Below are 25837 nucleotides of genomic sequence, written 5' to 3' on the forward strand. Positions count from 1 at the left end.
GTGAAAGGCTAATCAAACCGGGAGATAGCTGGTTCTCCCCGAAATCTATTTAGGTAGAGCCTCGGACGAATACTTACGGGGGTAGAGCACTGTTAAGGCTAGGGGGTCATCCCGACTTACCAACCCTTTGCAAACTCCGAATACCGTAAAGTACTATCCGGGAGACACACGGCGGGTGCTAACGTCCGTCGTGAAGAGGGAAACAACCCAGACCGCCAGCTAAGGTCCCAAAGTCATAGTTAAGTGGGAAACGATGTGGAAAGGCCCAGACAGCCAGGAGGTTGGCTTAGAAGCAGCCATCCTTTAAAGAAAGCGTAATAGCTCACTGGTCGAGTCGGTCTGCGCGGAAGATGTAACGGGGCTAAACTATGCACCGAAGCTGCGGATTCAAACTTTGTTTGAGTGGTAGGGGAGCGTTCTGTAAGCCGTTGAAGGTGTGCCGGGAGGCATGCTGGAGGTATCAGAAGTGCGAATGCTGACATGAGTAACGATAATGCGGGTGAAAAACCCGCACGCCGGAAGACCAAGGGTTCCTATCCCATGTTAATCAGGGTAGGGTAAGTCGACCCCTAAGGCGAGGCCGAAAGGCGTAGTCGATGGGAAACGGATTAATATTTCCGTACTTGGTATAATTGCGATGGGGGGACGGAGCAGGCTAAGCAAGCATGGCGATGGTAGTCCATGTGAAAGTGTGTAGGCTAGTGACTTAGGTAAATCCGGGTTGCTGTTAGGCTGAGACACGAGACGAGTCACCAAGGTGATGAAGTTGCTGATGCCATACTTCCAGGAAAAGCCTCTAAGCTTCAGATTATACCGAATCGTACCCCAAACCGACACAGGTGGTCAGGTAGAGAATACTAAGGCGCTTGAGAGAACTCGGGTGAAGGAACTAGGCAAAATCGTACCGTAACTTCGGGAGAAGGTACGCTCCTATCTGTGATGAGACTTGCTCTCTAAGCGGACGGGAGCCGCAGTGACCAGGTGGCTGGGACTGTTTATTAAAAACACAGCACTGTGCAAAATCGCAAGATGACGTATACGGTGTGACACCTGCCCGGTGCCGGAAGGTTAATTGATGGGGTTATCTTCGGAGAAGCTCTTGATCGAAGCCCCGGTAAACGGCGGCCGTAACTATAACGGTCCTAAGGTAGCGAAATTCCTTGTCGGGTAAGTTCCGACCTGCACGAATGGTGTAACCATGGCCACGCTGTCTCCACCCGAGACTCAGTGAAATTGAAATCGCAGTGAAGATGCTGTGTACCCGCGGCTAGACGGAAAGACCCCGTGAACCTTTACTACAGCTTGGCACTGAACATTGAACCTACATGTGTAGGATAGGTGGGAGACTTAGAAGCAGAGACGCTAGTTTTTGTGGAGTCGTCCTTGAAATACCACCCTTGTAGTTTTGATGTTCTAACGTTGGCCCCTGAATCGGGGTTACGGACAGTGCCTGGTGGGTAGTTTGACTGGGGCGGTCTCCTCCCAAAGAGTAACGGAGGAGCACGAAGGTTGGCTAAGTACGGTCGGACATCGTACGGTTAGTGTAATGGTAGAAGCCAGCTTAACTGCGAGACAGACACGTCGAGCAGGTACGAAAGTAGGTCATAGTGATCCGGTGGTTCTGAATGGAAGGGCCATCGCTCAACGGATAAAAGGTACTCCGGGGATAACAGGCTGATACCGCCCAAGAGTTCATATCGACGGCGGTGTTTGGCACCTCGATGTCGGCTCATCACATCCTGGGGCTGAAGTCGGTCCCAAGGGTATGGCTGTTCGCCATTTAAAGTGGTACGCGAGCTGGGTTTAGAACGTCGTGAGACAGTTCGGTCCCTATCTGCCGTGGGCGTTTGAGAATTGAGAGGGGTTGCTCCTAGTACGAGAGGACCGGAGTGAACGAACCGCTGGTGTTCGGGTTGTCATGCCAATGGCATTGCCCGGTAGCTACGTTCGGAACTGATAAGCGCTGAAAGCATCTAAGCGCGAAGCAGGCCTCGAGATGAGTTCTCACTAGACTTTTAAAGTCTCTGAAGGGCCGTTGAAGACGACAACGTTGATAGGCAAGATGTGGAAGTGGTGTGAGCCATTAAGCTAACTTGTACTAATTACCCGTGAGGCTTAACCATACAACGCCAAACGCGTTTTATGTGACAGTTTAAGCAAGAAGTTAATAGACTAAAGTAGATACTTGAAGACTTTTATTATCAGAATTCCAAATTTTAGTAAGCTCGATTAAATCGAACTTACACCATATTTGCTTGGTGACAATAGCGTTTTGGACCCACCTGACCCCATGCCGAACTCAGTAGTGAAACGAAACAGCGCCGATGATAGTGTAGCATTTGCTATGTGAAAGTAGGACATTACCAGGCTCCAAATTGAGAAAGCCCGACTAGCAATAGTCGGGCTTTTTTACGTCTGCAGGAAAGTAAAAGCGCAGGTGAAAGGTAAAAGGCATCAGGTAAAAGGAAAATAATAAGCGCCTAATGCCGACTCTATATATTTGCTATGTGGCTCTCTACCGCTGTGGGCACCACGACACTCTACTGCGTTGTCGCTACGAAGTAGCGCACCGACTCCAAATAAGAGAAAGCCCGACTAGCAATAGTCGGGCTTTTTTACGTCTGGAATAAAGTGAAAATGCAGCTGAAAGGTAAAAGGCATCAGGTAAAAGTAAAAGAATAAGCGCCTAAAGCTAGTACACTTAAAGCCTACTAACCGAACTTTTGTTATTAAGTGTTGTTTATAACAAATAATTAGCTTAGAACAGTCTATAGGCTTCGGTTTTCTGCTCTTGTGTGTTGTTAGAAGCTTGAAGTTCTTTGGGTTTAAATATAGCGCTTGGATCAATAAGTACGCTGTGTTTATCGGCTAGCTTAATTAATCCATGCATCATATTTCTTGTTTGTGGATCAATATCAAAGCCTATTTCAGTTAACTTATCGAGAGGTTTTATATCTTCTGCTTTGCTAAATGCCATAGTGTTAATATAGCCCTCAAAATGAAGACGACTCGGTTTTTTAATGTTGCTCGCTTGCATATCGGCTAAAAACTCAGTACAAAAATTATCGTTACAATTTAGTGGGTTTGGAACAATCTCCGTTACCATAATATTTGATGGTGAGTTTACTTCATCAAATAAGTCAAAGCTGGGTACAAACGAAACGCTAGTATATTCAGGATTAAACCCTTGCTTTTGGGCGCTATTAATAAACTCAGAGAGTGGTTCATAAGTGCGACTAAACAGATTGCCGTAACTCCGCTTAATTTTAAGGTATTAAGTGCTGACTCCACTTCTTGGCTATTGCGTTTGTAGCGAGCAACTATTGCCGGTGTAAGGTTATATTTAGCGAGTGCTTCTGTTAGCCCTGATTCTACATATAAGCCAAATTCGTCAGCCTGTATAAACAGCCCTATTTTAGTATGTTTATGCTCTTCAACGAGGTATTTGATTTGTTCTTGTGCTTCGTCGTTATAGCTTGCTTTAGTAAAGGTATAATCGCATGGCTGGTTGGGGTACCCTTGGCACCAAACAGGGCATCAACTTTATTTGTGTAAATAAACTCACGAGGATTATTAACGGTTTGTTTGGGTTCATAGTGATCGTTAGCAACTAAAAGTAGCACCTTAGCGTCATTAATACCGCCAGCGTTATTAACTTTGTCAAAATAAACGCTGCTACCTTTATACAACTATTGGCCAATATTTTTAGCAGGACTAGTTAGTGCAGTAGACATGCCCAGCTTAATTACTTTGTCGTTGGTTTGCTCTGCACGCGCGAAAGTTTGCCCAAGCACTAATGCTATAAGGACAATGTTAAGGTTTACTATTATGCGAAATGCGCTCATACCAATTATTTACAGCTTTTTTAAATAATGTATTAAATGACTTTGTGCCATTCAAACCTAACTGACTTTGGATATTTTTCGGTGTCCAATTTTGTAATACTAGCCTAATAAAAACATATTGGAAATTATCGTCATCGGTTGGCAAGCTATACGGCAATGCCCAAAAACGTCGCCAGAGTAATGGTTTTATATTAAAAAGCTGGTAGTCACTTGTTAACATAGACTTTAATCTTGATTGCTCAGTGATACTGTCGGTATGAGTAATAAAATGAGAGACAATTTTCGCGACCAGTTGATAATCAAGCTGACTATAGTGATCGAGTAGTTGCAAAGGGAAATCGGCTTCGAACTGTGCTACTAATTGCTCTACTAGTTGCTCACTTTTAGTTAAGCTTTTAACAACTAATGCGCTGTGCTCGCCCGTTGCCTTATCTTTTTGAAAACCGAGTTTAACTAAATCAAAGCCATTACTTTGCCAAAAACTGAGTAATTGCGCATTGCCACCAAAGCTGGCACCAAACCAATGACACTCGCTCTGCAATTGCTGTTCACAGTATTTAAGTAACTGTGTGCCTATTTTTTTGTTGTGATGCTGTGGATCAATGGCAATACGCACCACGCGGGCGCAGTGTGGTTTTAAAACATCAGCATTAAAACTCAATTGTGCTAGCGTTTGTGCCATTAAGTGACCTTGAGGCCTACGCTTTCCTTGTGCTATTTCATTGCTCATGGCAGCATTAAATCCACCTTCAATCGCAATTAAACAGACACCGAGAATATTATCACCTTGTTGGCAAACAAATACATGTTGTTTAGTGGCGTCTAGTAAGTGGCGTAAATCATTCACACTAGTTTGATAATGTGCCAGCGTTAGCAACCCAATCACTTGATAAAGTAGTGGCTCGTTACTAGCAAGTTGATGTGCCTGTAACTGCTTAAATTGCAAAGGGGTAGAGTGTAAGGTGAGGCTGTGATGTTCAGCATCTAAGGCTAATAACGTGCGAATGTGCTGCTCTAATGGGTCCTGCTTTGCAAAGCGAATAGGCTGTTCAAGAGTCATACTGCGCATATTTTTAAAATGCGTTTTAATGTAGCGAGTAAACTTTAGAATATAGCCGCGACCATTGCCTTCATAGCCAACCATGGTGCTTGAAAATACCACGCGAGGATAAAGGTGGAGTAGTTTTATGAGCATTGGAACAGGGATTGCTGCCGCTTCATCAATTAATAGCAAGTCACACTCAGGCTGTTCGTTAAGTAGTTGATCAGGTGCAATATATTGCATGTTTGCAATGCATTTATTGCCTGCTTGATACTCCAAATTAAGTGCGTTTGCTAAATGTTTAAAGCTGCTGTGCAATGCGCGAAATTGCATAGAGCTGATGAGGATTTTTTTATCGCTGAGCTCGCTTGCGGCAATCCCTAACGCCGCTGATTTCCCCCGTCCCCGATCAGCATTAATCAATAATGGTCTATTTGCCCGTCCGTGTGCGGTTTTTTTTATTAATTCAACACATTGTTGTTGCTCGGTAAAATCTATTGTACCTGCTGAGGCATCAATGTCGGCAAGAGTAACCCAGTCATCTTGTTGATTAAAATGTAATAAGGAGGCGCTGCTCAGTAAGTGCTTTAAACGTTGATTAAAAAAGCTGTATTGATACGCTTGTCCAAATGATTGAAATAATGGCAGCGCAGGATCGCACCAATGTTCAAGTGATTCGAGCGCTGGAAGTAATACAATTAAAAAGCCACCCGCTTGAACTACGCCCGCTAAGGCTGCTAGTTTATCTGGCACCAGTCCACTGTAGCCATCATAGACAGCATGGGCGCACTCTTGCCCTAAAATTTGATGGGTATGCTCTGGCCAATGTGCATTAACTAAATTTGTGTTTTTAGAAAGAACAAAAGAGGGTTGCTGTAATTGAGCAAGCAGCTGAGTGCATTGCTCATAACACCAATTTTTATCGCCTGTAAGCAACAGTAACTGACGATGTTTAGCATTCGTTAGCTGCTGTTGCAGATGCTTTATAACGCGGTTAAACGGCTTGTAGTCTTGCATAAGCTGTTACTAACCACTTACTACCTAAGTCGTCAAAGTTAACCTGTACACGCGATTGTGCGCCGCTGCCTTCGTAATTAAGCACCGTGCCTATACCAAATTTAGCGTGCAGTACGCGTTGACCTAAGTTAAACCCGCTTTCCTCAAATGCCGCATGGCTTACTGATGCACTAAAGCGCCCTGCAGCAGGCGGTCTTGAGACTTGTGTTTTAATGCGAATTTCTTCCAAACAGTCTTCGGGTATTTCACGTAAAAAACGCGATGGGCTGTGGTATTTTTCTTGACCATATAAACGGCGGCTTTCTGCGTGGCTTATATACAGTTTATCCATAGCACGGGTCATACCTACATAACAAAGACGGCGTTCTTCTTCTAAACGGCCCGTTTCTTCATTACTTTGTTGTGATGGGAACATGCCCTCTTCAACACCGACCATAAATACCAGCGGAAACTCTAAGCCTTTAGCTGAGTGAAGCGTCATCATTTGTACCGCATCTTCATGTTCATCAGCTTGCCCTTCACCTGATTCAAGCGAGGTGTAGGCTAAAAAGCCTTGTAGTGGTGAACTAAATTCTTCCTCTTCAGGGAGTTCATATTGATCGCAGGCGCTAATTAATTCTTCTAAGTTTTCAACCCGAGCACGGCCTTTTTCACCTTTTTCAGCCTGATACATTGCCATTAACCCTGAGGTTTGAATGGCATATTTAGCCTGCTCGTGCAGCGTTAAGTCACTAATTTTATCTTCAATATGTTCAATTAACTCAACAAACTTGGCAACAGCTCCAGAAGCGCGACCCGATAAATGCTGTTGCTCTACAATGGCTTTAGCAGCATACCAAAGCGGCAAAGATTCAGCGCGAGCGCAGTCACGTATATGGCTTAATGTTTTATCGCCAATGCCGCGGGCGGGCGTATTAATTACACGCTCAAATGCCGCATCATCTTGGCGGTTACCCACTAAGCGTAAGTATGAAAGAGCATCTTTAATTTCTTGGCGTTCGAAGAATCGCATACCGCCATAAATTCGGTATTTTAAACCTTCTTGTAGCATCGCTTCTTCAAGTACCCGTGATTGCGCATTACTACGATATAAAATAGCCGCATCTTGTAGTGCGTTACCTGCATTAAGCCAGCTACGTAATTTGCTACTCACAAAGCGCGCTTCATCTAGCTCATTAAAAGCAGCATAAATAGAGATAGGTTCACCGTCGTTACCGTCGGTCCATAAACTTTTACCCATTCGCTCGGAGTTATTTTGAATTAACGCGTTTGAGGCTTTAAGAATAGTGGCAGTCGAGCGATAGTTTTGCTCAAGGCGAATCGTCTCTGCGTCAAAATCAGTTAAAAAGCGTTTAATGTTTTCTATTTTTGCGCCGCGCCAACCATAAATACTTTGGTCATCATCGCCTACAATCATGATACTGCTGGTATCGCCCGCAAGTAGTTTTAACCACGCATATTGAATGGTGTTGGTATCTTGAAACTCGTCTACGAGCATGTGCGCAAAGCGCTGCTGATAATGACGCAGCAAGGTTGGGTTATTTTTAAGAACCTCATAGCTACGTAGTAATATTTCTGCAAAATCAACTAGGCCCGCTCTATCACAAGCTTCTTGATAGGCCGCGTAAACACGCAGCATCATTTGCTCGTTAATATCGTATGCCTGAATATCTTTAGGACGCAGAGCTTCATCTTTTTTAGCGCTTATATACCAACCAAACTGTTTAGCAGGCCATTTTTTGTCATCAATATTCATTGATTTTAATAGGCGCTTGATCATTCTTAGCTGATCATCAGAATCTAAAATTTGAAAGGCTTCTGGTAGGTTTGCTTCACGGTGATGAGCGCGCAAAATACGATGTGATAAACCATGGAATGTACCAATCCACATACCACCGACAGGTGCTTTTAAGGTTTCTTCTACTCGCGTGCGCATTTCTTTAGCTGCTTTATTAGTAAAGGTAACCGCAAAAATACTATAAGCAGAAGCTTGCTCAACCTGCATTAACCACGCGATACGATGAACTAAAACACGTGTTTTACCCGAACCAGCACCTGCTAATACCAGCATGTTTTGTAGTGGGGCTGCAACGGCATCGCGTTGTTTGTCATTTAAGCCATCGAGTAATTCAGAAACGTCCATCGTTACGCCTTTTCAATCAATAATGGGGGCAGTATAACAGGTGTTTTTGTTAGGCTAAATAAAATACTGTTTTTATAAACAGCTATTTATAAAATACGTATTTAAGTTGTTGAATAGTTAACAGTATAAACTGAGCAAGTAATTAAAATACCTATTTAAAATTGCTAATTTGACCTATTTTTGGCAAAAAATACTAAACTGATAAATTCGTAATAATTTAACTACATGATTTGTAAGCTTTAATAAATTGGCATAAAGTGTGTAAGTATAAATAATAAGTACAAATACAAAATTAATTAAACTACAGAGGTGAGTATGTCTCAACAAGGTTCTGGCGGTAACGTAATCGCAGCATTATGTAATATTTTCTTCCCCGGTTTAGGGCAGTTGGTGCAGGGCCGTATTTTAGCGGCACTTGTTTTTGCAATTCTGGTTTTTGGCGGTTATGCGCTATGGTTTTTAGTTGTTCCAGCCGTAATCGGTGCCGTGTTCCATTTATGGGCAATTATTGATGCTGCACGCTATCGCTCAGGCGGTTAGCTAAATTGATGATGCTAAATAGCGCCTTATGGCGCTATTTTTGTATCTGGCTTTCATTATTCATAGCTGATTAGGTTATAATCTGTTGCATTGGCAGTACTGGAATAAAGTTATGGAATATCAATTTATACGTGACCCTATTAGCGGGCTGCGCATTAAAATAAGCAGCGAGCATGCCCTAATTGGCCGCTGGTTAAACGAAGAAATTGGCAAAGAAAAAGTCGCGATGGTACAAGCACTTATTAGCTCGGTGAGTTCAAGCTTTGAACCGTTAACACTTAAAGGCCACGAAATTGACCTAATTCTTTCTAAAGATGAAGCATTATTCGAAGCGCATGCGTTGCATCAAGATAACGAAGATATATTAGCCTACCAAGATGATGAACTCATGCTGGAAGAGAATGATTTAAGCAGTGGTTGTGGTTTTGAAGACTTTGTTGACCTGATCAACTCATGGCATGAGTTTTCGGCTGGTCGTTAAGTTATATTATCTGTATTATTACCCTAATTATAAATCCAACAGTGGAACCAGTATGTCTGCGAATTTAAACAAACTAGTTGTTATGCTAGAAATGCAAAATGCCATGAATACCAAAGTACATGAGCAATGGTTTAGTCAAGGCTTTGAGTGGTATAGAGCTATTTGGGTTGAATGTGCAGAAATGCTGGATCATTACGGTTGGAAATGGTGGAAAAAACAAACGCCAGATACTGAACAAGTAATTTTAGAGCTGGTTGATATTTTTCATTTTGGTTTATCGCTACGTATCGACGGTAAGACCAGCTACGAGCAAATCGCTACGCAGCTACAAACTCAAATGAGCGCCCCACAACAAGGTGATGACTTCAAACAAACCCTTGAGCTATTAGCGGCCAGTGCGGTTGCCAATAAAACCTTTAATGCGGCTGCTTTTGCCGGTTGTATGGCACAAATCGGTATGGATATTGATGATTTATATCGTGGCTATGTGGGTAAAAATACGCTGAACTTCTTCCGTCAGGATCATGGTTACAAAGAGGGTAGCTACATTAAAGTGTGGCATGGCAAAGAAGATAACGAACACTTAGTTGAAGTAGTTAAAAGCCTTGATACTGAGCATGTAGATTTTGCAAAACAGGTATATCAAGGCCTAGTAGCGCGTTACCCTAAATAAGCTTACGGTAATCGGTGACGCTTAAGTAATCGGCTATTACATTATGTGGTTGCTGGCTATTAGGGTTAGCAACCGCAAGTAAATGCTCAATGCCGTATTCTCGTGCGGCATTTAATACCGGTAAGCTGTCATCTACAAATAATGTGCGGCGTTTATCAAACCCTAAATCTCCTTGAACCTTATGCCACAAACTTTGTTGCTCTTTACTTACCCCATATTCATGCGTTGATATTACCCCATCTAAGTAGTTATCAATGGCGGTATGTTCAAATTTAAGCATCACGCATTCTGGATGAGCATTGGTAAGTAAAATGAGTTCTTTACCTGCACGTCGAAGTTCAGTTAAAAAATGCGGAACATCTTCACGTATTTTAATTAAATGTGCAGATTGACGCTTTAATTCGAGAATAGGTAAGTTTAGCTGTGCTTCCCAATAGTCAGAGCAGTACCACTGAATTTTGCCACTCACAGCCTGATAGCGTTTTAAGATATCTGCGCGGGCTTCCTCAAAACTGATATTTTGAGCCAGAGCATGTTGTTGTGGAACAACATTGAGCCAAAAGTCAGTGTCGTAATGTAAATCAAGTAAAGTCCCGTCCATGTCGAGTAATACAGTATCGATTTTTGACCAATTGAGCATGATATATCCTTGTGGAAATTGAGGCGTTAAATGATTACGTTGCGATGAAATGCTTGCAAGCGAAATATAATGGGCTCTGTTAATTGAACTCTAAAAACATATTCCCAATGATGAAATATTAAGGGCGAATTCAATAACGGCAGATAAATATTTAACCTTAACTACGGGTAAGATATTTTATGATTAACTCTGCATTTAAATTGCTTTTAATTCAAACTGAAACTCGCATCTTATACTCATTTGGGTATATGATTAGTATAACTGCAATGATAGCAAATTGATGCCCATGACACAGAAAAAGCACCCAACACCACCACAAATTCTCAGTAATAATGTTGTCGCTAAAAGTCGCTTATTTACTGTGGAGTCTTTAGAACTAAAATTTTCAAATGACGAAGAGCGTCAGTATGAACGAATTCGCGGCGGTGGCCGTGGAGCCGTTATGATTGTACCCATCACAGCTGAAAACGAACTACTACTCGTTCGAGAGTATTGCGCCGGCACCAATGACTATCAGTTAGGTTTCCCTAAAGGATTAATTGACCCCGGTGAAACACCTGAGCAAGCAGCAAACCGAGAGCTCAAAGAAGAAATTGGCTTTGGTGCAGAATACTTTGAAGCACTTAAAACGGTCACTATGGCGCCTAGTTATTTCAATGCCACTATGCATATCCTCTTTGCTAAAGATTTATACCCTGAAACCCTATTAGGTGATGAGCCAGAGCCATTAGTGCTTGTTAAATGGCCACTTGCGCAGTGGCAGTCGCTATTAGAACAACCTGACTTTACTGAAGCACGTAGTGTTGCCGCTCTGCTATTATTAGATAAGTACTTAGCCTCAGGAGCGACTAATGGATAAATTACTTGAACCATGCATAACACTTGCCCAAAGTGCAGGTGATGCAATTATGGCTATTTATAAAAAAGATGATATTGGTCAACAAGAAAAATCAGACAGTACACCAGTTACTAAAGCAGATTTAGCCGCAAACGATGTACTTGTTGCTGGCTTAAAAGCGCTAGCTCCCGATATTCCTATTATGTCAGAAGAGACGCCGATCCCAGCATTGGAAGACAGGCAGCACTGGCAACGCTATTGGCTGCTTGATCCGATGGATGGCACCGGTGAATTTATATTAGAAAGCGGCGACTTTGCCGTTAATATTGCGCTGATAGAAAATAATCATCCTGTATTGGGAGTGATTCATTGGCCAGCAAAAGACGTGACCTATTTTGCTACCGCTAATAATGGGGCGTTTAAGCGTAAAGGCGAGCATGATAAACAAATATTTGTAGCACCTCCCGAAAGTTTAACTTTGGCTGTAAGTCGCCGCCAAAAAATAGAAGCCGTGAGTCAGTATTTAAATGCGCAATTTGCAACGGTGGCTTTAGGCTCATGTTCGCTTAAAGCTTGTATTGTTGCTGAAGGTAAAGCTGACTGCTTTTTAAGAATTGGTCCCACTGGTGAATGGGACACTGGCGCATCACAAGTAATAGTTGAAGAGGCGGGGGGGTGTATTACCGATGCTGAGTTTAACCCTCTGACCTATAACCAAAGGGAAAGCACAGAAAACCCAGACTTTATTGTTATGGGGCATCCCGATTGGGAGTGGCAAAAAATGATAAACCCACATCAGCGATTAGTGTAATAACCGCCTTTTGATGGGTTTTTGTTCACTTAAACGTTTTTAATTAGTAAAACCTTGCATTATAGGTTTATTCCTATATTATAGCGCTCTCTTCGAAACAGGCTTGTGAATAACACGATACTGTTACAAAGAAATTACAGGCGCGGGATGGAGCAGCCTGGTAGCTCGTCGGGCTCATAACCCGAAGGTCGTCGGTTCAAATCCGGCTCCCGCAACCAATTTCCTTTAGAGGTTTGAGGTTACTGTAAACTCTAACTTAAGAGATTAAATTAAGTAGTCGATAGACTTAAAATATATAGGCGCGGGATGGAGCAGCCTGGTAGCTCGTCGGGCTCATAACCCGAAGGTCGTCGGTTCAAATCCGGCTCCCGCAACCAATTTCCTTTAGAGGATTGGAAGCCAAGTTGTAATGTAAGCAACTATAAACAAATCTGCAATTTCAGGCGCGGGATGGAGCAGTCTGGTAGCTCGTCGGGCTCATAACCCGAAGGTCGTTGGTTCAAATCCGGCTCCCGCAACCACTGAAATAACATGTTTTATTAAATCGACACGCCTAAAGCGTGTTTTTTTATGCTTAAAATTCAGTGAAATGGGTAGCTCGTCGGTCTCAGCTCTTCATTAGCCAGCAAAGGTCGTCGGTTCAAATCCGGCTCCCGCAACCACTGAAATAAACAGTTATAGTAAAGCAGCACGCCTAAAGCGTGTTTTTTTATGCCTAAAATTCATATTCCCTCACGCTATTTTTAACGCGTATACCTACTGTTCTTTTCTAATTCTACTTTTTGAAAGTGTTATTGCTGAATATTTAGTATGCTATGCGTTAAACTCTTTAAAACTTTTTGTAATAAAAATTATGACTGAACTCTATCACTGGTTTGATTTAATTGGCGTAGCGGTATTTGCTATATCGGGCACCTTGGTTGCCTATGAAAAGAAAATGGATGGCTTTGGTGTGGTTGTGCTTGCAACCGTTACGGCTATTGGTGGCGGTACTGTTCGCGATGTGATACTCGATCAACCCGTATTTTGGTTACACGATCAAAGCTACTTCTATGCTATTTTAGCAGCAGTGCTTGTTACAACACGACTGATCAATAAACAAAAATCGATTCCTTATTATGTTTTACAAACAGCCGATGCATTTGGTTTAGCCTTTTTTGCGGTAATGGGAGCACAAAAAGCGCAATTGGCCGGTATGCCTGATATGACGGTTATTATTATGGCGGTGATCACCCCCTGTTTTGGTGGATTGATTCGCGATGTGCTTGCCCGCGATATTCCTATGCTGCTCAAAGGTGAGCTCTATGCTATTACCTGTATTGCTGGTGGTATCGTGTATACGTTAGCTATAAACCTATCTTTAACGGTGGAAGTGGCGATGATCTTGAGTATGTTAATGACCTTATTGCTGCGCTTTTCGGCCATTAAATGGAAGATTATATTACATGTTTTTAAATATCCTGACTAAACTGGTTTAATATAGCAGTTAACTAGGATAAGGAATGTCGTTAGCCCGTATATTTTCTCGCGCACAAGTAGGAATTAATGCCCCCGAGGTTATGGTTGAAGTGCATTTAGGGAATGGTTTACCTGCATTTCATATTGTCGGCTTACCCGAAGCATCGGTTAAAGAGGCCAAGGATAGAGTACGCAGCGCCCTTGAAAACTCTCAATTTGGATTTCCCGATCAACGTATCACCGTTAATTTAGCACCCGCCGATTTACCAAAAGACGGCGGGCGGTTTGACCTTGCGATTGCGGTAGGCATTTTGGTCGCATCGGGACAAATAGTCTGCCCTGATATTCATAAGTATGAGTTTTATGGTGAGCTTGCACTTAATGGTGAAATACGTGCAGTAAATGCTATTTTACCCTCAGTGCTTGGAGCTAAAGAGCAAAACCGTTGCTGTTTTCTTCCTCTTGAAAACGATAGTTTGGCCAGCCTTGTCAGCGGTGTAAAACGAAAAGCGGTAAGCTCTATACAAGAGGTGTGGGGAGACTTACTCAACCAACAACCTTTACCATTGAATATTACCTACCCTGACTGTACCCAAGCGCCAGACTTTTTACTCGATTTAAGTGATGTAAAAGGCCAACCTGGTGCTAAACGTGTATTAGAAATTGCTGCCGCAGGTGGACATAACCTACTATTTTTAGGACCACCAGGAACCGGTAAATCAATGCTTGCGCAACGAATGTCTACAATAATGCCAACCATGTCAGATGATGAAGCCATTGATACTGCCGCTTTGTATTCCATTATTGGCCACTCAATCGATTTAACCAATTGGCGTCAGCGACCATTTCGAAATCCTCATCACACTTGCTCTGCCGTTGCGCTGGTAGGCGGTTCGTCTAACCCTAAACCCGGTGAAATATCGTTAGCGCACAATGGTGTATTATTTTTAGATGAGCTGCCTGAATTTGAGCGCAAAGTACTGGACTCGTTACGAGAACCAATGGAAACCGGAACCGTGACGATTTCGCGCGCGGCAAGACAAATGGAATTTCCGGCACAGTTTCAGCTTATTGCAGCACTTAATCCCAGCCCGACTGGGTGCCATCATGATAAACGGGCGACCCCTGATCAAGTGATGCGTTATTTATCGCGGGTATCGGGACCGTTTATCGATAGAATTGATTTGCAAATTGAGCTCCCTAGACTAAGCAGCGTGGAGCTACAAAGTACGACTGCAGAAGAAACCAGTGCTGAAGTGAGAGCGCGAGTAGAAGCGGCTTATGCAATACAATTAAAACGCCAAGGTAAAGTAAATGCGCGGCTAAATAACAAAGAAATGAGCTTATACTGCGAGTTACCCGCTGCGGAGCTACAGTTTTTAGCTAGAGCAAGTGAAAAGCTGGCGTTATCGCCGCGCTCTTATCATAGAGTGATAAAAGTAGCGCGTACCATTAGTGATTTAAAAGGCGCGCCACAAATTAGTTTAAATGAGCTTAAAGAAGCACTTAATTATCGGGCATTTGAGCGTTTATTATCGCAGTTAACCCAATACTAAATAGATAGCATATAGCCTTTACCACGCACGGTGACGATGCGTTTTTGATCTTTCTCATCGTTAAGCTTTTTACGTAAACGACCCACTAACACGTCTACAGTACGATCGTTGGGGCTCCAATCAGGCTGGCCAATTTCTTCTGATATTTTTTCACGTGAAGTGGCTTTACCGGCATTGCCGATTAAACAAATAAGCACTTTATGCTCTGCCTCGGTGAGCCGTGATTCAATCCCACTGGCTGTAATGAGTGTGCGGTTATCTGGATGGAGTTTAAAATCTGCGTATTCGATAAACTCTTCACTGTCATCGTCGTGTTGATTGTTTGCAATACGTTTGTATAAAGCGCGCATTCTCAACTCAAGCTCGAGTAAATCGACAGGCTTGCAAATATAGTCATCGGCACCTTGAGCAAGACCAGCAATACGATCAGCTTGTGAGTCACGACTCGATAACAAAATAACACCGATATCGGTGAGCGTATTTAACTCTTTGGCAAGTTGTAAACCATTGCGCTTTGGCAGCACAATATCAATAATTGCCAAGGAAATAGCACTGCGCTGATTTACACGGCTTTTAACCATGCTTAAAGCATCGGCACCCGTTGCGTCAACGTCAATAGAGAACTCGGTATTTATAAAATGATTTTGGATGCGCTTTACTAGCAGCTCGTCATCTTCAACCAATAAAACATTTATTGCCATAGTCTGTTATTTTTTTAATAGTAGCCTTGCATGTTAGCATTATTCGTTACATGCATAACACAGAGTTTAATTTTTTCGGTAACTTTATATTACAAAAAAGAATAATCAAATTACTTTTATATAGCGCACTTTTTATAAATTATTTTAAGTGCGCATTTAAATGATTATTGGCCGTACATTGAATCCCACCATTGAGGTTCATTTTTTAACTCTTTATCAAAGTAAGCCAACATGGTGTTCCACCAATTAAAACGCTTATCGCGTGCAAATATTTGATGATCGGCTCCTTTGTACTCAATCATTTCAACATCTTTATTTAGCAGTTTTAGCGCGGTGTACATAGTTAAGCTTTCACCTACTGGCACATTCGTATCGCTGTCACCATGAATAAGCAGTAATGGCGTGGTCACTTTATCGGCATGAAACACTGGGCTATGTTGGCTATAAAGTTCAGAGTTATTCCACGGGAAACTATTTTTAGAGGCTTCGCCTGAGTATAAATATCCCCACCATCCTTCACCCCAGTAAGAAGTTAAGTTTGAAATTCCCGCATGAGCAATAGACGCGCTGAACATATCGGTTTTAGTAGCAAGCAGCATCGTCATAAATCCACCGTAAGATGCTCCTAAATTACCGACTTTATTTCTGTCTACAAAATCATATTTAGCTAAAAATGCCTCTGTGCCTTGCATAATGTCATCGGCGGTATAATCGCCCCATGCATTGACATGTTGCGCTGAAAACGCTTGTCCAAAGCCCGTTGCACCAGTTGGCTGTACCACATAAACCACATAGCCGTTCGCTGCCCATAAATTAAAAGGGTAACGTCCTGTAAATCCACGAGTCACAGGTGAGGTGCCACCATAGTAATAGACCAGAGCAGGGTGCTTTTTAGTTTTATCAATATTACTTGGCAAGTAAACACGACCAGATATTTCTACGCCACGCTTATTGGTAAAGTTAAATTCTTCAAGCTTAGGAATCGTGGTATTGGCATATGCAATCGGGTTTGAATCCCAGATTAACTCCACTTTATTTTTGCTTACGTCAAAGCGCTTGAGTTGTTGGGCGCTTGAAGCATTACTGCCAGAGAGCAGTAGCTGGGTATTGCGAGTATTTGAAAAACTAAACTGTTCTACAATATCAAACCCTGTATCTAACTTTTTAAAGCGTTGTTTACTAAGATCATATAAATACAGTGGTTGGGTGTCTTTTTCTGTCACTTTGATTAATGCATCGCCATTGCTTAGTACTTCCAATGTGCCAATCGCAGGGTCAAATTGTTTACTTAACGCCGTTACTTTTTTAGCGTTATCGGTTAGTAAATACAGCTGGCCATCATAATTATTCGCCAGCATGGTTTGCGGTAGTACTCTGCCTGCGCCATTTTTAAAATCAGGGCCTGCAACAACATAAATATTGTTTGCGGTATATTTCGCTTGATTAAAGGTTTTAAACTTACCTAACGATTTTATGCTGTTGGATTTTAATGTAAGTTCAACCAGCTCAGTCTCTGGATGGGTTGAGGCTTGCATGGCCATTACTGGACGACTCATTAATAGTTTTCCACGGTTGCTATTAGCATCTTCAAGTTGATGGCTTAATACGCCTTCGGTCAGGGCTTTGGTTAAACCACTTTGGGTATCGAGTAAATATAATTGGCTAACCGTACGGGCGTAAGACCAACGGTCTTGCAAGCCTTTATGATGTTTAGTGAGGCTATTGGTTTCTTCAGGTGATTTGGACCAGCTAAAAAGAATACTATTATCGTTGTAATAGCTAAAGTTGCTTGCCCCCTCAAGGCCTGAGGCTAAGGTTTTTATAGCGAAAGTTTTACGGTTTAACTGCTTTAACTCGCCGTTGAGTAAATAGACTAAAAATTGATTATCAGGACTCCAAGTGAATTGGCTAGGCTGCGCTTCTTCAAATCGGTATACCGTTTGGTTATTAGTATTTTTAAGCTCGGTTGTGGTAATGGCGTCGTTGCCTGTTTTATCGCTGTAACGCTTTGTTGTACTTAAGTAATGCTTAGCATCAGGTGACAAAGACAAGCTGCTAATAGTTGGGGCGTCAAACAATTGCTTAGCCGATAAGCGCTTGGTTTTATTGGTGGTTAGGGTGACAACATCAGTGTCTGCTTTTGGCACAAACGCTAAGGTGACATCATTCCAATTAGCAACCTGTTGAGCAATGACAATAACGGTGTGTGAGCCGTTATTTAAAGCAAGCTGATAGCGTTGGTTTTCACCACTTTGTTTCTCACCGTTAATAAAAACCTGGCCTTGCTCTATTCCTTTAATGTTTAAGGAGCCTTGAGTAAATCGGTTAGTTTCAATATTAAATTTAAGTGCTTGTAAACCGCCTAAAGTAAGCGCGTTAATTTTATCAAGTGGTTGCCACTTGTGCTTTTTACCAAACACAACAAAGCTTTCTTTATTTGATTCAAGTTGTGCAAGCAGATTACTGATAATCACGTCGCCATACGGTGTTTGAAATGGCTTTGCTTGCATGTCTTCTGCAAGAGGCCCGATAAACTGGATTTTTGATTGATCGAGTGGGGCGGCTAAGGTCGTTATACTCAAACTACTTAATGTTAGCAGGGTTGCTAAGTAAGTAAAACGTTTTGCGTAACGATGCCAAGGTGCGCTTAAATTCATTGTTATGCCTATTATTATTGGGTATTTGGCCAAATATAGCATGTATTGTTATGATGCTCATATATCCAATTTAGAGGAAAAAAAGTGACACTATTAATCGTTTACATGGTTACAGCGATTGTGATTTCGTTTTTGTGTTCAATAATGGAGGCGGTGCTATTGAGCATTTCACCTAGTTATGTTGCGCTGCTTCGTAAAGAGCGGCCAGTACTGGCTAAGCAACTAGAGAAGCTAAAAAGTAATATCGATCAGCCATTAGCGGCTATTTTAACACTTAATACTGTTGCACATACTGCCGGTGCTGCGGGCGTGGGCGCACAGGCTGCCGTGGTGTTTTCAGATGCGGCTGTGGGGATTGCGTCTGCGATTATGACTTTATTGGTACTGGTGTTATCTGAAATTATTCCTAAAACGCTGGGGGCTAATTATTGGCGTGCTTTAACGCCTAGTGTGACTTATGGTTTACGTATTTTGGTACTAGTCCTTAAGCCTTTTGTTTGGGCAGCACAAAAGCTAACTAATTTGATGGGTCAAAAGCATAATGAGGCCTATTATATTCGCCAAGAAATAGAAGCAATGGCCGACATTGGCAGTGAGTCTGGGGCGCTTCATGCTGATGAATCAGAAATCATTCGTAATTTGCTGCACTTTAGGCATGCAAAACTAACCGATTTAATGACACCGCGTACGGTCATTTTTAAAATCCATAAAGATCTTACCGTTAATCAATACTTGAGTGAACACGGTTCGTCGTCATTCTCTCGAGTGCTAATTTATGACAAAGACGCTGACGATATCATAGGCTTTGTACATAAAAACGATATTATGTTGGCATATCATCGGTTAGGCACAGATTACAAAATTAGTAAGTTAGTTAAACCTATCTATACGGTACCGAGCACCCAAAACGTATCGTCGTTATTACAAACATTGCTCACCCAACGTACCCACATTTGCTTAGTGATTGACGAATACGGTGATGTGCAAGGAATTGTAACGCTCGAGGATATGATAGAAGCGTTAATGGGCTTAGAAATAGTGGATGAGCGAGATCAATCAACCAATATGCGCGCCGTAGCAAAGCAGCGTTGGCACCAGCGTTTAGCTGATAGTGAGCATATCGTCAGCGCCGACGATAATGAATCTCGTTAGCTGTTTTTTGTTTTAGCAGCTGTTTTTATCCAGTGTTGTGCCCACGAGATAAATTCAGTTTTTGCCTTTGGGCAACTAAATAAAAAGCCCTGTATAGCTAAATTTGTTTGATAATGCTTGAGGTAAGCCAGCTCTTCGGGGCGTTCAACGCCTTCGGCCACTAGCTCAAGCTGCTCTTGGGTTGTCATATTAATTAGTGAGCTGACTACCACTTGAGAAAACTTATCGGTTTCTATGTGGCTAATAAACGAGCGATCTATTTTTACTTCTGTAAATGGCAGCTGTTTGAGTTGGTTAATATTAGTAAAACCAGTGCCAAAGTCATCGAGTGAAATACCAAAGCCGAATATTCTTAATCTATTTAAGGTTTCGAGTTGAGTGTAGCTTGAAAGGGCATGCTGCTCGGTTATTTCAAGCACCACATCACTGGGTAAAACATCATGTTTTTGTAGAAGCTGTAATAACTTATTGGGGCTGTTTAAATCATCTAACTGACACGGCGATAAGTTAAATGACAATTTCAAATTTGTACCCAGCTGCTCTTTTAGTTGCTTGATGTCCCTACAGGCTTTTTCAAATAGCGTAAACGTAATGTCATTGATTAAATCGCATTGCTCAGCCAGGCTGATAAAACGGCTTGGTAAAATAACTCGCTCGTCTTTACTTGATACAATGCGAGCCAGCACTTCCACACTTTGTTTAGGTTTATAGTAAGGTGTTATTTCATTATTTTTTAATGCGTTAATTAGTTTTTCTTTAGTGATTGGGCGCTCTTTTACAAGTGTGTGCTGTTTAACTGAGCGATTTTGGTAAGTAACGTATTTACCTGACTGAGTTGCACAGGCTTAGATAGGTTGCCAATTAAATGCACATTGTGCTGTTTAGCGAGGTCAGCGGCTAGGCTGATTATTTTAGGGTCCATTTCAGAAATAATAACAACTGCACCGCAATAGCCTATTTCACCTAAGTAACGGAACAGCTCCATGCCATCCATTTCTGGCATATTAAGATCGGTAAATATGGCATCAAAATAGTTTATATCAGGCTTTACTTTCTCTAATGCTGTAACTGCGCTTAAGCAAGTGGTGACTTCTGGCATTTCGAGCTCATTAAAAATCGCTTTCATAACAATTAAAATGGCTTTTGAGTCATCAACAACGAGTATGTTTGGCAATTGAGTTCGCATTGGTGTCCTTGGTAGTTGTAGCTTACTTCCTGTAATACTAAAAAGAGTCGCTTGAATAGTTTTTGTCAGTATTTCAGGCATTTTTACCTTAAATTATCGCTAATAAAATGATGCTAGCTCACTCGTGTTTTTTTGGTGGAAAGGTATACTAGCGCCATAATTTATAATGGGTATAACAATGATAAAAGTCGATCTTTCTCTGGCAGAGCAACCGTTTACGCTGATGATAGCCGATCAGCAAGTTGTAAAAATATTTCATGATCAGCAAGCGATAGCATTTGAAAACCCACGTGAAAATTATGTCGAGTTTATGCTTGATGAGCAGTTAATTGGTATTGATAGCAGCGAAGTAAGCCAGCAAAGCTTGGTGCTATATGTAAATAATCAGTTTGCAACTCAGTTAGCTTTACCTGCAGCACAAGGCGAACCTAAAAAAGGGTTTTTAGGGCTCGCGGCGCTTGGCTTTAAATTATTTAAAAGTGCTAAAGTTGTTAAAGTAGCACTTGCCAGTGCATCGGTAGCGGGTTATGCGTGGCTGTTTACCATTGAGTTTGCGTTAATGCTGATTGCTTGCCTGGTGGTACACGAATATGGCCACGTACGAGCTATGAAGTATTTTGGCATTAAAACCAAAGGCATTTATTTAATTCCTTTTGTAGGCGGATTAGCCGTTAGCGACGATAAAATAACTACGCGCTGGCAAGATGTGGTTATATCACTAATGGGCCCTGCCTTTGGTTTGTTTACCTCAGTGTTAGGCGTGGTGCTTTATTACGCCACAGAAATGGAAATATTTGCAGGCGTTGCGGTACTTAGTGCGCTGCTTAATTTATTCAATTTACTGCCTATTTTACCGCTAGATGGTGGGCATGTACTAAAAAGTATTAGCTTTTCAATGCGTTCATGGGTTGGTTTGAGTGTGTGCTTACTGGGGGTGCTGTTTGGCTTATGGCTTAGCTATACGTTTGGCTTAATGTTGCTGGTGTTCTTTTTGTTTGTTGGCGCACTGGAAATTGTATTTGAATGGCGCGGTCGACATTACTCCCATTTAATACCACTAGATAAATACGGACAAAGTTTTTCAGCGGTTATGTATGCACTGGTGGTTGCTGGCCATGTAGCAGTGATGATGCACTTTGCCGACTCTGAAAACGCGATATTAAGCTTGCCAATGAAGATTTTATCGAGTTAAATAAGTGCGGGCTGTAATATGAGTTACAGCCCGATTATATTAGTAAAAGCTTAATACCAACGAAATAAACACCCCAGTAATAATCAGCTGTACCACGCAAAAGCCCATAATGTCTTTAGCTTTTAATCCTGCAATGGCTAATACCGGTAATGCCCAAAAGGGTTGAATTAAATTAGTCCACGCATCTCCCCACGCCACAGCCATAGCAACCCGCGCCATATCTGCACCAAGCTCTTGTGCTGCAGGTATAACAATAGGCGCTTGTACCGCCCATTGTCCGCCACCTGATGGCACAAATATATTAACGAGTCCTGCACTTATAAAACTGTAAAATGGCAAGCTATCGGCATCTGCTATGGCAATAAAGCCCTGTGATATTTGTTGTGCTAGCCCTGTATCGACCATTACCGCCATAATACCGGCATAAAAAGGGAACTGAATTACAATTCCTGCGCCACTCGGAATCGCTTGTTGCAAGCTATTAAGTACATTATGGGGTGTTTGATGCAGAGTGATTGCCATAAACAAAAACAGGGCAATTACGCTATTGAGGTTTAAGCCGCCACCTGCGATAAAAAAGTAATAACCTAAGTAGGCAAGTCCGAGTAATCCAATGCCCATGCCTAGCAGTTTGCTTTGTTCTAAATGTTGCGCAGGGCGTGTTATTGTTACTTTATCAGGTGGTGTGTTTTCAAGCAGTGAAGGGTCAATATAAACACTGTCTTTTTCATTCGGTAGCATGTAGCGGTTAACCAGTGGCATAATGATAAATAAGCCAATCAGAATCGCAATGTTAAAGCCTGCGAATAAGGTTTGCTGTGTGCCAATAATACCCATAGTCGCCTGTGAAAAATGCCCGTCGCTGGCAATGGTGAGTGGTACGGAGCCTGCCAATCCGCCGTGCCATACTACAAAACCTGAGTAAGCACTTGCTACCAATAGCCGATAATCCACTCGAGTCTGTTTAGCAATGGCTTGAGCAAATAAAGCCCCAATCACTAAGCCAAACCCCCAATTAAGCCAGCTTGCTAAAAGCGAAATAAAAGTCACTAAAATAATGGCTTTTGGGGCCGTATTAGCAAACGTTGCTAATTTTGTTAGTAACATACTTATTAACGAGGTACTGGCAAGCATATAGCCTGTTACTAGCACCAACAGCATTTGCATGGCAAAGCTTAGTAAGTTCCAAAACCCGCTACCCCATGATGTTATTACCTCAAGTGTGGTTGCTGGGGTCGCTAAATTCGCAATGCTCAAGGTAATAATAGTGAGCATAATGACAAATATAAATGGGTCGGGTAAGTAGCGCTCGACGAGCTTAGTAAACGGGCTGGCAACTTTATTAAGCATAATTAATAACGAGTTAGTGAAAACTTATTTGTTAATTAATCATGAAATCTTAGGATTAGCAAACACCGCTTTTAATAAACGCTCAGTAAAGCTGACTTTTTAAAGGTTGTTGATGAGGGAATGTCGCTAGCAAATACTTACCTTGGTCGGTATTTGCTAGTTATGCTCAATTAAGAATCACCAAGCACTTGCTTTAAGCGATTTTGTACTTCTTGAACGAGTAAGTCGGGCTGAAATTTTGATAAAAATGCATTACAGCCTACTTTTTCCACCATGGCTTGGTTAAAGCTACCACTCAGGGACGTGTTAAGCACCACATATAAGTTTTTTAAGCGGTTGTCGTTACGTATTTCATAGGTTAAGCGATAGCCATCCATCGAAGGCATTTCGGCATCGGTAATCACCATTAGCAGCTCTTTTTCAACATCGCGTCCTTCATCAGCCCAGCTTTTGAGCATTTGTAGGGCTTCTAGGCCATTACTGGCAGGAATAATTTCGATACCAAGCTGCGATAACGTATCGCTAACTTGCTTGCGGGCTGTTGGCGAATCATCAGCGTGTAGTATTTTTCGCCCAGAGAATTCATTGACTATGGTTTGATCTAACACCCCTTCAGAAATATTAACCTCGTACTCAACTATTTCGGCCAGTACTTTTTCAACATCAATAATTTCTACTAAGTGCTCTATACCGTCACGCTGCACTTTAGTTAGTGCGGTAATGTAATGATTTTTACCCACTGAGCTGGGTGGTGGCATAATGTCAGACCAGGTCATGTTCATGATTTGATCAACCTTGCCAATTAAAAAACCTTGAGTGGTACGGTTATATTCAGTTATGACCAGGTTACAATCTTCACCATATTCTTTTTTAGCCATAGAAATGGCTTGGCGTAGATCAATCACCGGAATAGATTCACCACGTATATTGGCAACACCGGTTACCTTAGGGTGAGAGTGCGGTATTTTGCTTAAACGGGGAAGCTTTACCACTTCTTTTATTTTAAATACATTGAGTGCAAATAAATGGCGGCTATGCAAATAAAAAAGTAGCAACTCTAAACGATTTTCGCCTACAAGCTGAGTACGCTGATCAACTGACGCTAAAACACCTGACATAATAGACCCATGTTTTTCCTCATAACTTAATAACTATAGTTTACTCTTATTTTTCTTCATAACGAACCTTGAATATTTCGATTACAGTAAAACGTTGCTTAGGTGTTATCATTTACAGTATCGTGTTACTAAATGATTTAAATAATCAATCGATTAACAAAAAATTATGCATCATATTTTAAAACGTATTGTTGTGCTGTTGCGCAGCCATATTGATCAGGTAAGTTGGCAGTCTGTTGTAATAGCAACATCCTTACATATGCTGCTTACTTGGTGCTTATTGTTAGTGGCAAATGAGCAGGCACTGCTTTCACCGGGTACTTTTTTTTACTACTACACGGTAACCACTTCAACGGTAGGGTATGGGGATTTAAGTCCATCAACTGACTTAGGTCGATGGATTGTCGCATTAATACAAATACCTTTTGGTTTGGCTTTATTTGGTGTCTTGTTGGGTAAAACAGGACAAACAGTAACTTACTTAATTAGGCGCGCTATGACTGGTGATAAAAACTTTGCTCACAGTAGCAATCATATTATTATTTTTGGTTGGCATAATGCTCGTACCAAAAAAATGATCGACTACATTTTGGCTGATACTAAGCGGACAGATCGCCGTATTTTATTAGCGGTTACTGAACAAATAGAGCATCCGTTTTTAAGTAATGAGAATGTTGATTTTGCTCGCCTAACCAGTTTCACCGATTTGGATGAATTAGAACGCGTTGCCATTCGCCACGCCGATAAAGTGATTATTGATGGCCAAGATGACGACCAAACATTTACCACCGCACTGCGTATTAGTCGTTTAGTTAAAGAAGATTGTCACATAAGTGCACACTTTTTTGATGAAACGAAAGTGGAAATGTTATTAGAGCATTGCCACAACGTAGAGTGTAGCAGTACTAAATCGGCAGAGATTTTAGTGCGCTCAATGCAAGACCCAGGCTCAAGTCGTGTACAAGAGGAACTATTATCAACCTTGCACGGTGATACGCAGTTTAGTTTACAAATCCCTAGTAATGTAAAAACCATGGAGTTTGGTAAATTATTTCATCATTTTAAGTACGATCATGATGCAATATTATTAGGGGTGGCTCATAATTTAAGTGCAAAAAATATGGATTTAAATCCACCTTTAGATTACGCAGTGAATGCGGGTGATATACTGCATTATATCGCGCAAGAGCGAGTATTGAGTAATGAAGTTGACTGGCCTAGCTTGGAAAAATAATGACTGAAATTGCTTTTTTAATTATTGTTTTATGTGCTTACATTTTCCCTATTATGATAATTCTTAACAGTAAGCGTAGCCAAGGCCATGAAAAAAATGGCTGGCTAGTAGGCGCTATCTTCTTTTCGTGGATAGCGCTGATTCTTTACTTTTCGATTGTGCCCAAGCAAGGGCACGCCAAGAAAAAGTAAAGAATGAGTACC

The 25837-nt window shown here is 41.7% G+C and carries 18 protein-coding genes, 3 tRNA genes, 2 rRNA genes and 2 pseudogenes (1 of these 25 only partly in view); 16 read left to right on the top strand and 9 right to left on the bottom strand.

The window, feature by feature from the left end; all coding sequences use genetic code 11:
* Positions 1-2123, top strand: a 23S ribosomal RNA gene (locus tag BG00_RS04740); it begins 763 nt to the left of the window's first position.
* A 131-nt stretch (positions 2124-2254) separates the two neighbouring features.
* Positions 2255-2369, top strand: a 5S ribosomal RNA gene (rrf, locus tag BG00_RS04745).
* A 389-nt stretch (positions 2370-2758) separates the two neighbouring features.
* On the opposite strand, the pseudogene BG00_RS04750 reads toward rrf, so the two are convergent.
* The 3 genes and pseudogenes from BG00_RS04750 to uvrD all read right to left on the bottom strand — a co-directional run bounded on the left by BG00_RS04750 (position 2759) and on the right by uvrD (position 8047).
* A pseudogene (locus BG00_RS04750) lies at positions 2759-3845 on the bottom strand (ABC transporter substrate-binding protein).
* Positions 3814-5904 carry a GNAT family N-acetyltransferase gene (locus BG00_RS04755; protein ID WP_036980869.1) on the bottom strand — a complete coding sequence of 697 codons (2091 nt, stop codon included), beginning with the start codon at positions 5902-5904 and terminating at the stop codon, positions 3814-3816. The pseudogene BG00_RS04750 and the gene BG00_RS04755 overlap by 32 nt, the downstream one beginning before the upstream one ends.
* Positions 5882-8047, bottom strand: a complete 2166-nt coding sequence (uvrD, locus tag BG00_RS04760; RefSeq protein WP_036980870.1) for a DNA helicase II — start codon at positions 8045-8047, stop codon at positions 5882-5884. The genes BG00_RS04755 and uvrD overlap by 23 nt, the downstream gene beginning before the upstream one ends.
* Before the next feature lie 315 nt (positions 8048-8362).
* Between uvrD and BG00_RS04765 the strand changes: the two genes are divergently transcribed.
* The 3 genes from BG00_RS04765 (at position 8363) to BG00_RS04775 (ending at position 9741) form a co-directional block, all read left to right on the top strand.
* Positions 8363-8587 (top strand): hypothetical protein, encoded by a 225-nt coding sequence (locus BG00_RS04765; protein ID WP_013463755.1) that lies wholly within the window; start codon positions 8363-8365, stop codon positions 8585-8587.
* 112 nt (positions 8588-8699) lie between these two features.
* Positions 8700-9068: a YacL family protein gene (locus BG00_RS04770; protein WP_036980872.1), complete on the top strand. Its 369-nt coding sequence runs from the start codon at positions 8700-8702 to the stop codon at positions 9066-9068.
* Positions 9069-9120: 52 nt separating this feature from the next.
* Positions 9121-9741: a dUTP diphosphatase gene (locus BG00_RS04775; protein ID WP_036980873.1), complete on the top strand. Its 621-nt coding sequence runs from the start codon at positions 9121-9123 to the stop codon at positions 9739-9741.
* Here BG00_RS04775 and yrfG read toward each other — a convergent pair.
* A complete protein-coding gene (gene yrfG / locus BG00_RS04780; RefSeq protein ID WP_036980875.1) occupies positions 9734-10381 on the bottom strand; it encodes a GMP/IMP nucleotidase in 648 nt (215 codons plus the stop codon). The genes BG00_RS04775 and yrfG overlap by 8 nt on opposite strands.
* 286 nt (positions 10382-10667) lie before the next feature.
* Here yrfG and nudE point away from each other — a divergent pair, with 286 nt between their 5' ends.
* The 7 genes from nudE to BG00_RS04815 all read left to right on the top strand — a co-directional run bounded on the left by nudE (position 10668) and on the right by BG00_RS04815 (position 15044).
* On the top strand, positions 10668-11240 hold the full coding sequence (nudE, locus tag BG00_RS04785) for an ADP compounds hydrolase NudE (RefSeq protein ID WP_024601288.1): 573 nt from the start codon (positions 10668-10670) through the stop codon (positions 11238-11240).
* Positions 11233-12030 (top strand): 3'(2'),5'-bisphosphate nucleotidase CysQ, encoded by a 798-nt coding sequence (cysQ, locus tag BG00_RS04790; RefSeq protein ID WP_036980876.1) that lies wholly within the window; start codon positions 11233-11235, stop codon positions 12028-12030. Before nudE ends, cysQ begins: the two co-directional genes overlap by 8 nt.
* A gap of 141 nt (positions 12031-12171) precedes the next feature.
* Positions 12172-12248 (top strand) — tRNA-Met (locus BG00_RS04795).
* Positions 12249-12330: 82 nt separating this feature from the next.
* Positions 12331-12407 (top strand) — tRNA-Met (locus BG00_RS04800).
* A 67-nt stretch (positions 12408-12474) separates the two neighbouring features.
* Positions 12475-12551 (top strand) — tRNA-Met (locus BG00_RS04805).
* A 332-nt stretch (positions 12552-12883) separates the two neighbouring features.
* Positions 12884-13498, top strand: coding sequence for a trimeric intracellular cation channel family protein (locus tag BG00_RS04810; protein WP_024601286.1), 615 nt, complete (start codon positions 12884-12886; stop codon positions 13496-13498).
* 34 nt (positions 13499-13532) lie between these two features.
* Complete coding sequence (locus tag BG00_RS04815; RefSeq protein ID WP_036980878.1) at positions 13533-15044, top strand: YifB family Mg chelatase-like AAA ATPase; 1512 nt, start codon at positions 13533-13535, stop codon at positions 15042-15044.
* Here BG00_RS04815 and BG00_RS04820 read toward each other — a convergent pair.
* Together BG00_RS04820 and BG00_RS04825 are read right to left on the bottom strand one after the other, a co-directional pair.
* Positions 15041-15745: a response regulator transcription factor gene (locus BG00_RS04820; RefSeq protein WP_013463763.1), complete on the bottom strand. Its 705-nt coding sequence runs from the start codon at positions 15743-15745 to the stop codon at positions 15041-15043. The genes BG00_RS04815 and BG00_RS04820 overlap by 4 nt on opposite strands.
* 164 nt (positions 15746-15909) lie before the next feature.
* On the bottom strand, positions 15910-18402 hold the full coding sequence (locus BG00_RS04825) for an alpha/beta hydrolase family protein (protein ID WP_036980881.1): 2493 nt from the start codon (positions 18400-18402) through the stop codon (positions 15910-15912).
* A gap of 84 nt (positions 18403-18486) precedes the next feature.
* Between BG00_RS04825 and BG00_RS04830 the strand changes: the two genes are divergently transcribed.
* Positions 18487-19554 carry a hemolysin family protein gene (locus tag BG00_RS04830; RefSeq protein WP_036980883.1) on the top strand — a complete coding sequence of 356 codons (1068 nt, stop codon included), beginning with the start codon at positions 18487-18489 and terminating at the stop codon, positions 19552-19554.
* Here the strand turns inward: BG00_RS04830 and BG00_RS04835 are convergent.
* A pseudogene (locus BG00_RS04835) lies at positions 19551-20740 on the bottom strand (EAL domain-containing response regulator). The gene BG00_RS04830 and the pseudogene BG00_RS04835 sit on opposite strands and share 4 nt — an antisense overlap.
* Before the next feature lie 178 nt (positions 20741-20918).
* Between BG00_RS04835 and BG00_RS04840 the strand changes: the two are divergent.
* Positions 20919-21932, top strand: coding sequence for a metalloprotease (locus BG00_RS04840; protein WP_036980885.1), 1014 nt, complete (start codon positions 20919-20921; stop codon positions 21930-21932).
* 39 nt (positions 21933-21971) lie between these two features.
* On the opposite strand, the gene BG00_RS04845 is transcribed toward BG00_RS04840, so the two are convergent.
* Both BG00_RS04845 and BG00_RS04850 read right to left on the bottom strand, forming a co-directional pair.
* The gene (locus BG00_RS04845; protein ID WP_036980886.1) at positions 21972-23282 is read right to left on the bottom strand and encodes a short-chain fatty acid transporter; all 1311 of its coding nucleotides are present in this window, start codon (positions 23280-23282) and stop codon (positions 21972-21974) included.
* Between the two features lie 170 nt (positions 23283-23452).
* Positions 23453-24400: a chemotaxis protein CheV gene (locus BG00_RS04850; RefSeq protein ID WP_036980889.1), complete on the bottom strand. Its 948-nt coding sequence runs from the start codon at positions 24398-24400 to the stop codon at positions 23453-23455.
* A gap of 166 nt (positions 24401-24566) precedes the next feature.
* On the opposite strand from BG00_RS04850, the gene BG00_RS04855 reads away from it, so the two are divergent.
* Positions 24567-25634 (top strand): potassium channel family protein, encoded by a 1068-nt coding sequence (locus tag BG00_RS04855; protein ID WP_036980892.1) that lies wholly within the window; start codon positions 24567-24569, stop codon positions 25632-25634.
* Positions 25634-25825, top strand: a complete 192-nt coding sequence (locus BG00_RS04860; protein WP_013463775.1) for a hypothetical protein — start codon at positions 25634-25636, stop codon at positions 25823-25825. Before BG00_RS04855 ends, BG00_RS04860 begins: the two co-directional genes overlap by 1 nt.
* The last annotated feature ends 12 nt before the right edge of the window (positions 25826-25837 follow it).

Source organism: Pseudoalteromonas sp. SCSIO_11900 (genome assembly GCF_000576475.1).
Lineage (GTDB): Bacteria > Pseudomonadota > Gammaproteobacteria > Enterobacterales > Alteromonadaceae > Pseudoalteromonas > Pseudoalteromonas tetraodonis.

Coding starts and splice junctions, on each gene's coding strand:
- BG00_RS04755 (WP_036980869.1), bottom strand. CDS start 5,904: ATGCAAGACTACAAGCCGTTTAACCGCGTTATAAAGCATCTGCAACAG.
- uvrD (WP_036980870.1), bottom strand. CDS start 8,047: ATGGACGTTTCTGAATTACTCGATGGCTTAAATGACAAACAACGCGAT.
- BG00_RS04765 (WP_013463755.1), top strand. CDS start 8,363: ATGTCTCAACAAGGTTCTGGCGGTAACGTAATCGCAGCATTATGTAAT.
- BG00_RS04770 (WP_036980872.1), top strand. CDS start 8,700: ATGGAATATCAATTTATACGTGACCCTATTAGCGGGCTGCGCATTAAA.
- BG00_RS04775 (WP_036980873.1), top strand. CDS start 9,121: ATGTCTGCGAATTTAAACAAACTAGTTGTTATGCTAGAAATGCAAAAT.
- yrfG (WP_036980875.1), bottom strand. CDS start 10,381: ATGCTCAATTGGTCAAAAATCGATACTGTATTACTCGACATGGACGGG.
- nudE (WP_024601288.1), top strand. CDS start 10,668: ATGACACAGAAAAAGCACCCAACACCACCACAAATTCTCAGTAATAAT.
- cysQ (WP_036980876.1), top strand. CDS start 11,233: ATGGATAAATTACTTGAACCATGCATAACACTTGCCCAAAGTGCAGGT.
- BG00_RS04810 (WP_024601286.1), top strand. CDS start 12,884: ATGACTGAACTCTATCACTGGTTTGATTTAATTGGCGTAGCGGTATTT.
- BG00_RS04815 (WP_036980878.1), top strand. CDS start 13,533: ATGTCGTTAGCCCGTATATTTTCTCGCGCACAAGTAGGAATTAATGCC.
- BG00_RS04820 (WP_013463763.1), bottom strand. CDS start 15,745: ATGGCAATAAATGTTTTATTGGTTGAAGATGACGAGCTGCTAGTAAAG.
- BG00_RS04825 (WP_036980881.1), bottom strand. CDS start 18,402: ATGAATTTAAGCGCACCTTGGCATCGTTACGCAAAACGTTTTACTTAC.
- BG00_RS04840 (WP_036980885.1), top strand. CDS start 20,919: ATGATAAAAGTCGATCTTTCTCTGGCAGAGCAACCGTTTACGCTGATG.
- BG00_RS04845 (WP_036980886.1), bottom strand. CDS start 23,282: ATGCTTAATAAAGTTGCCAGCCCGTTTACTAAGCTCGTCGAGCGCTAC.
- BG00_RS04850 (WP_036980889.1), bottom strand. CDS start 24,400: ATGTCAGGTGTTTTAGCGTCAGTTGATCAGCGTACTCAGCTTGTAGGC.
- BG00_RS04855 (WP_036980892.1), top strand. CDS start 24,567: ATGCATCATATTTTAAAACGTATTGTTGTGCTGTTGCGCAGCCATATT.
- BG00_RS04860 (WP_013463775.1), top strand. CDS start 25,634: ATGACTGAAATTGCTTTTTTAATTATTGTTTTATGTGCTTACATTTTC.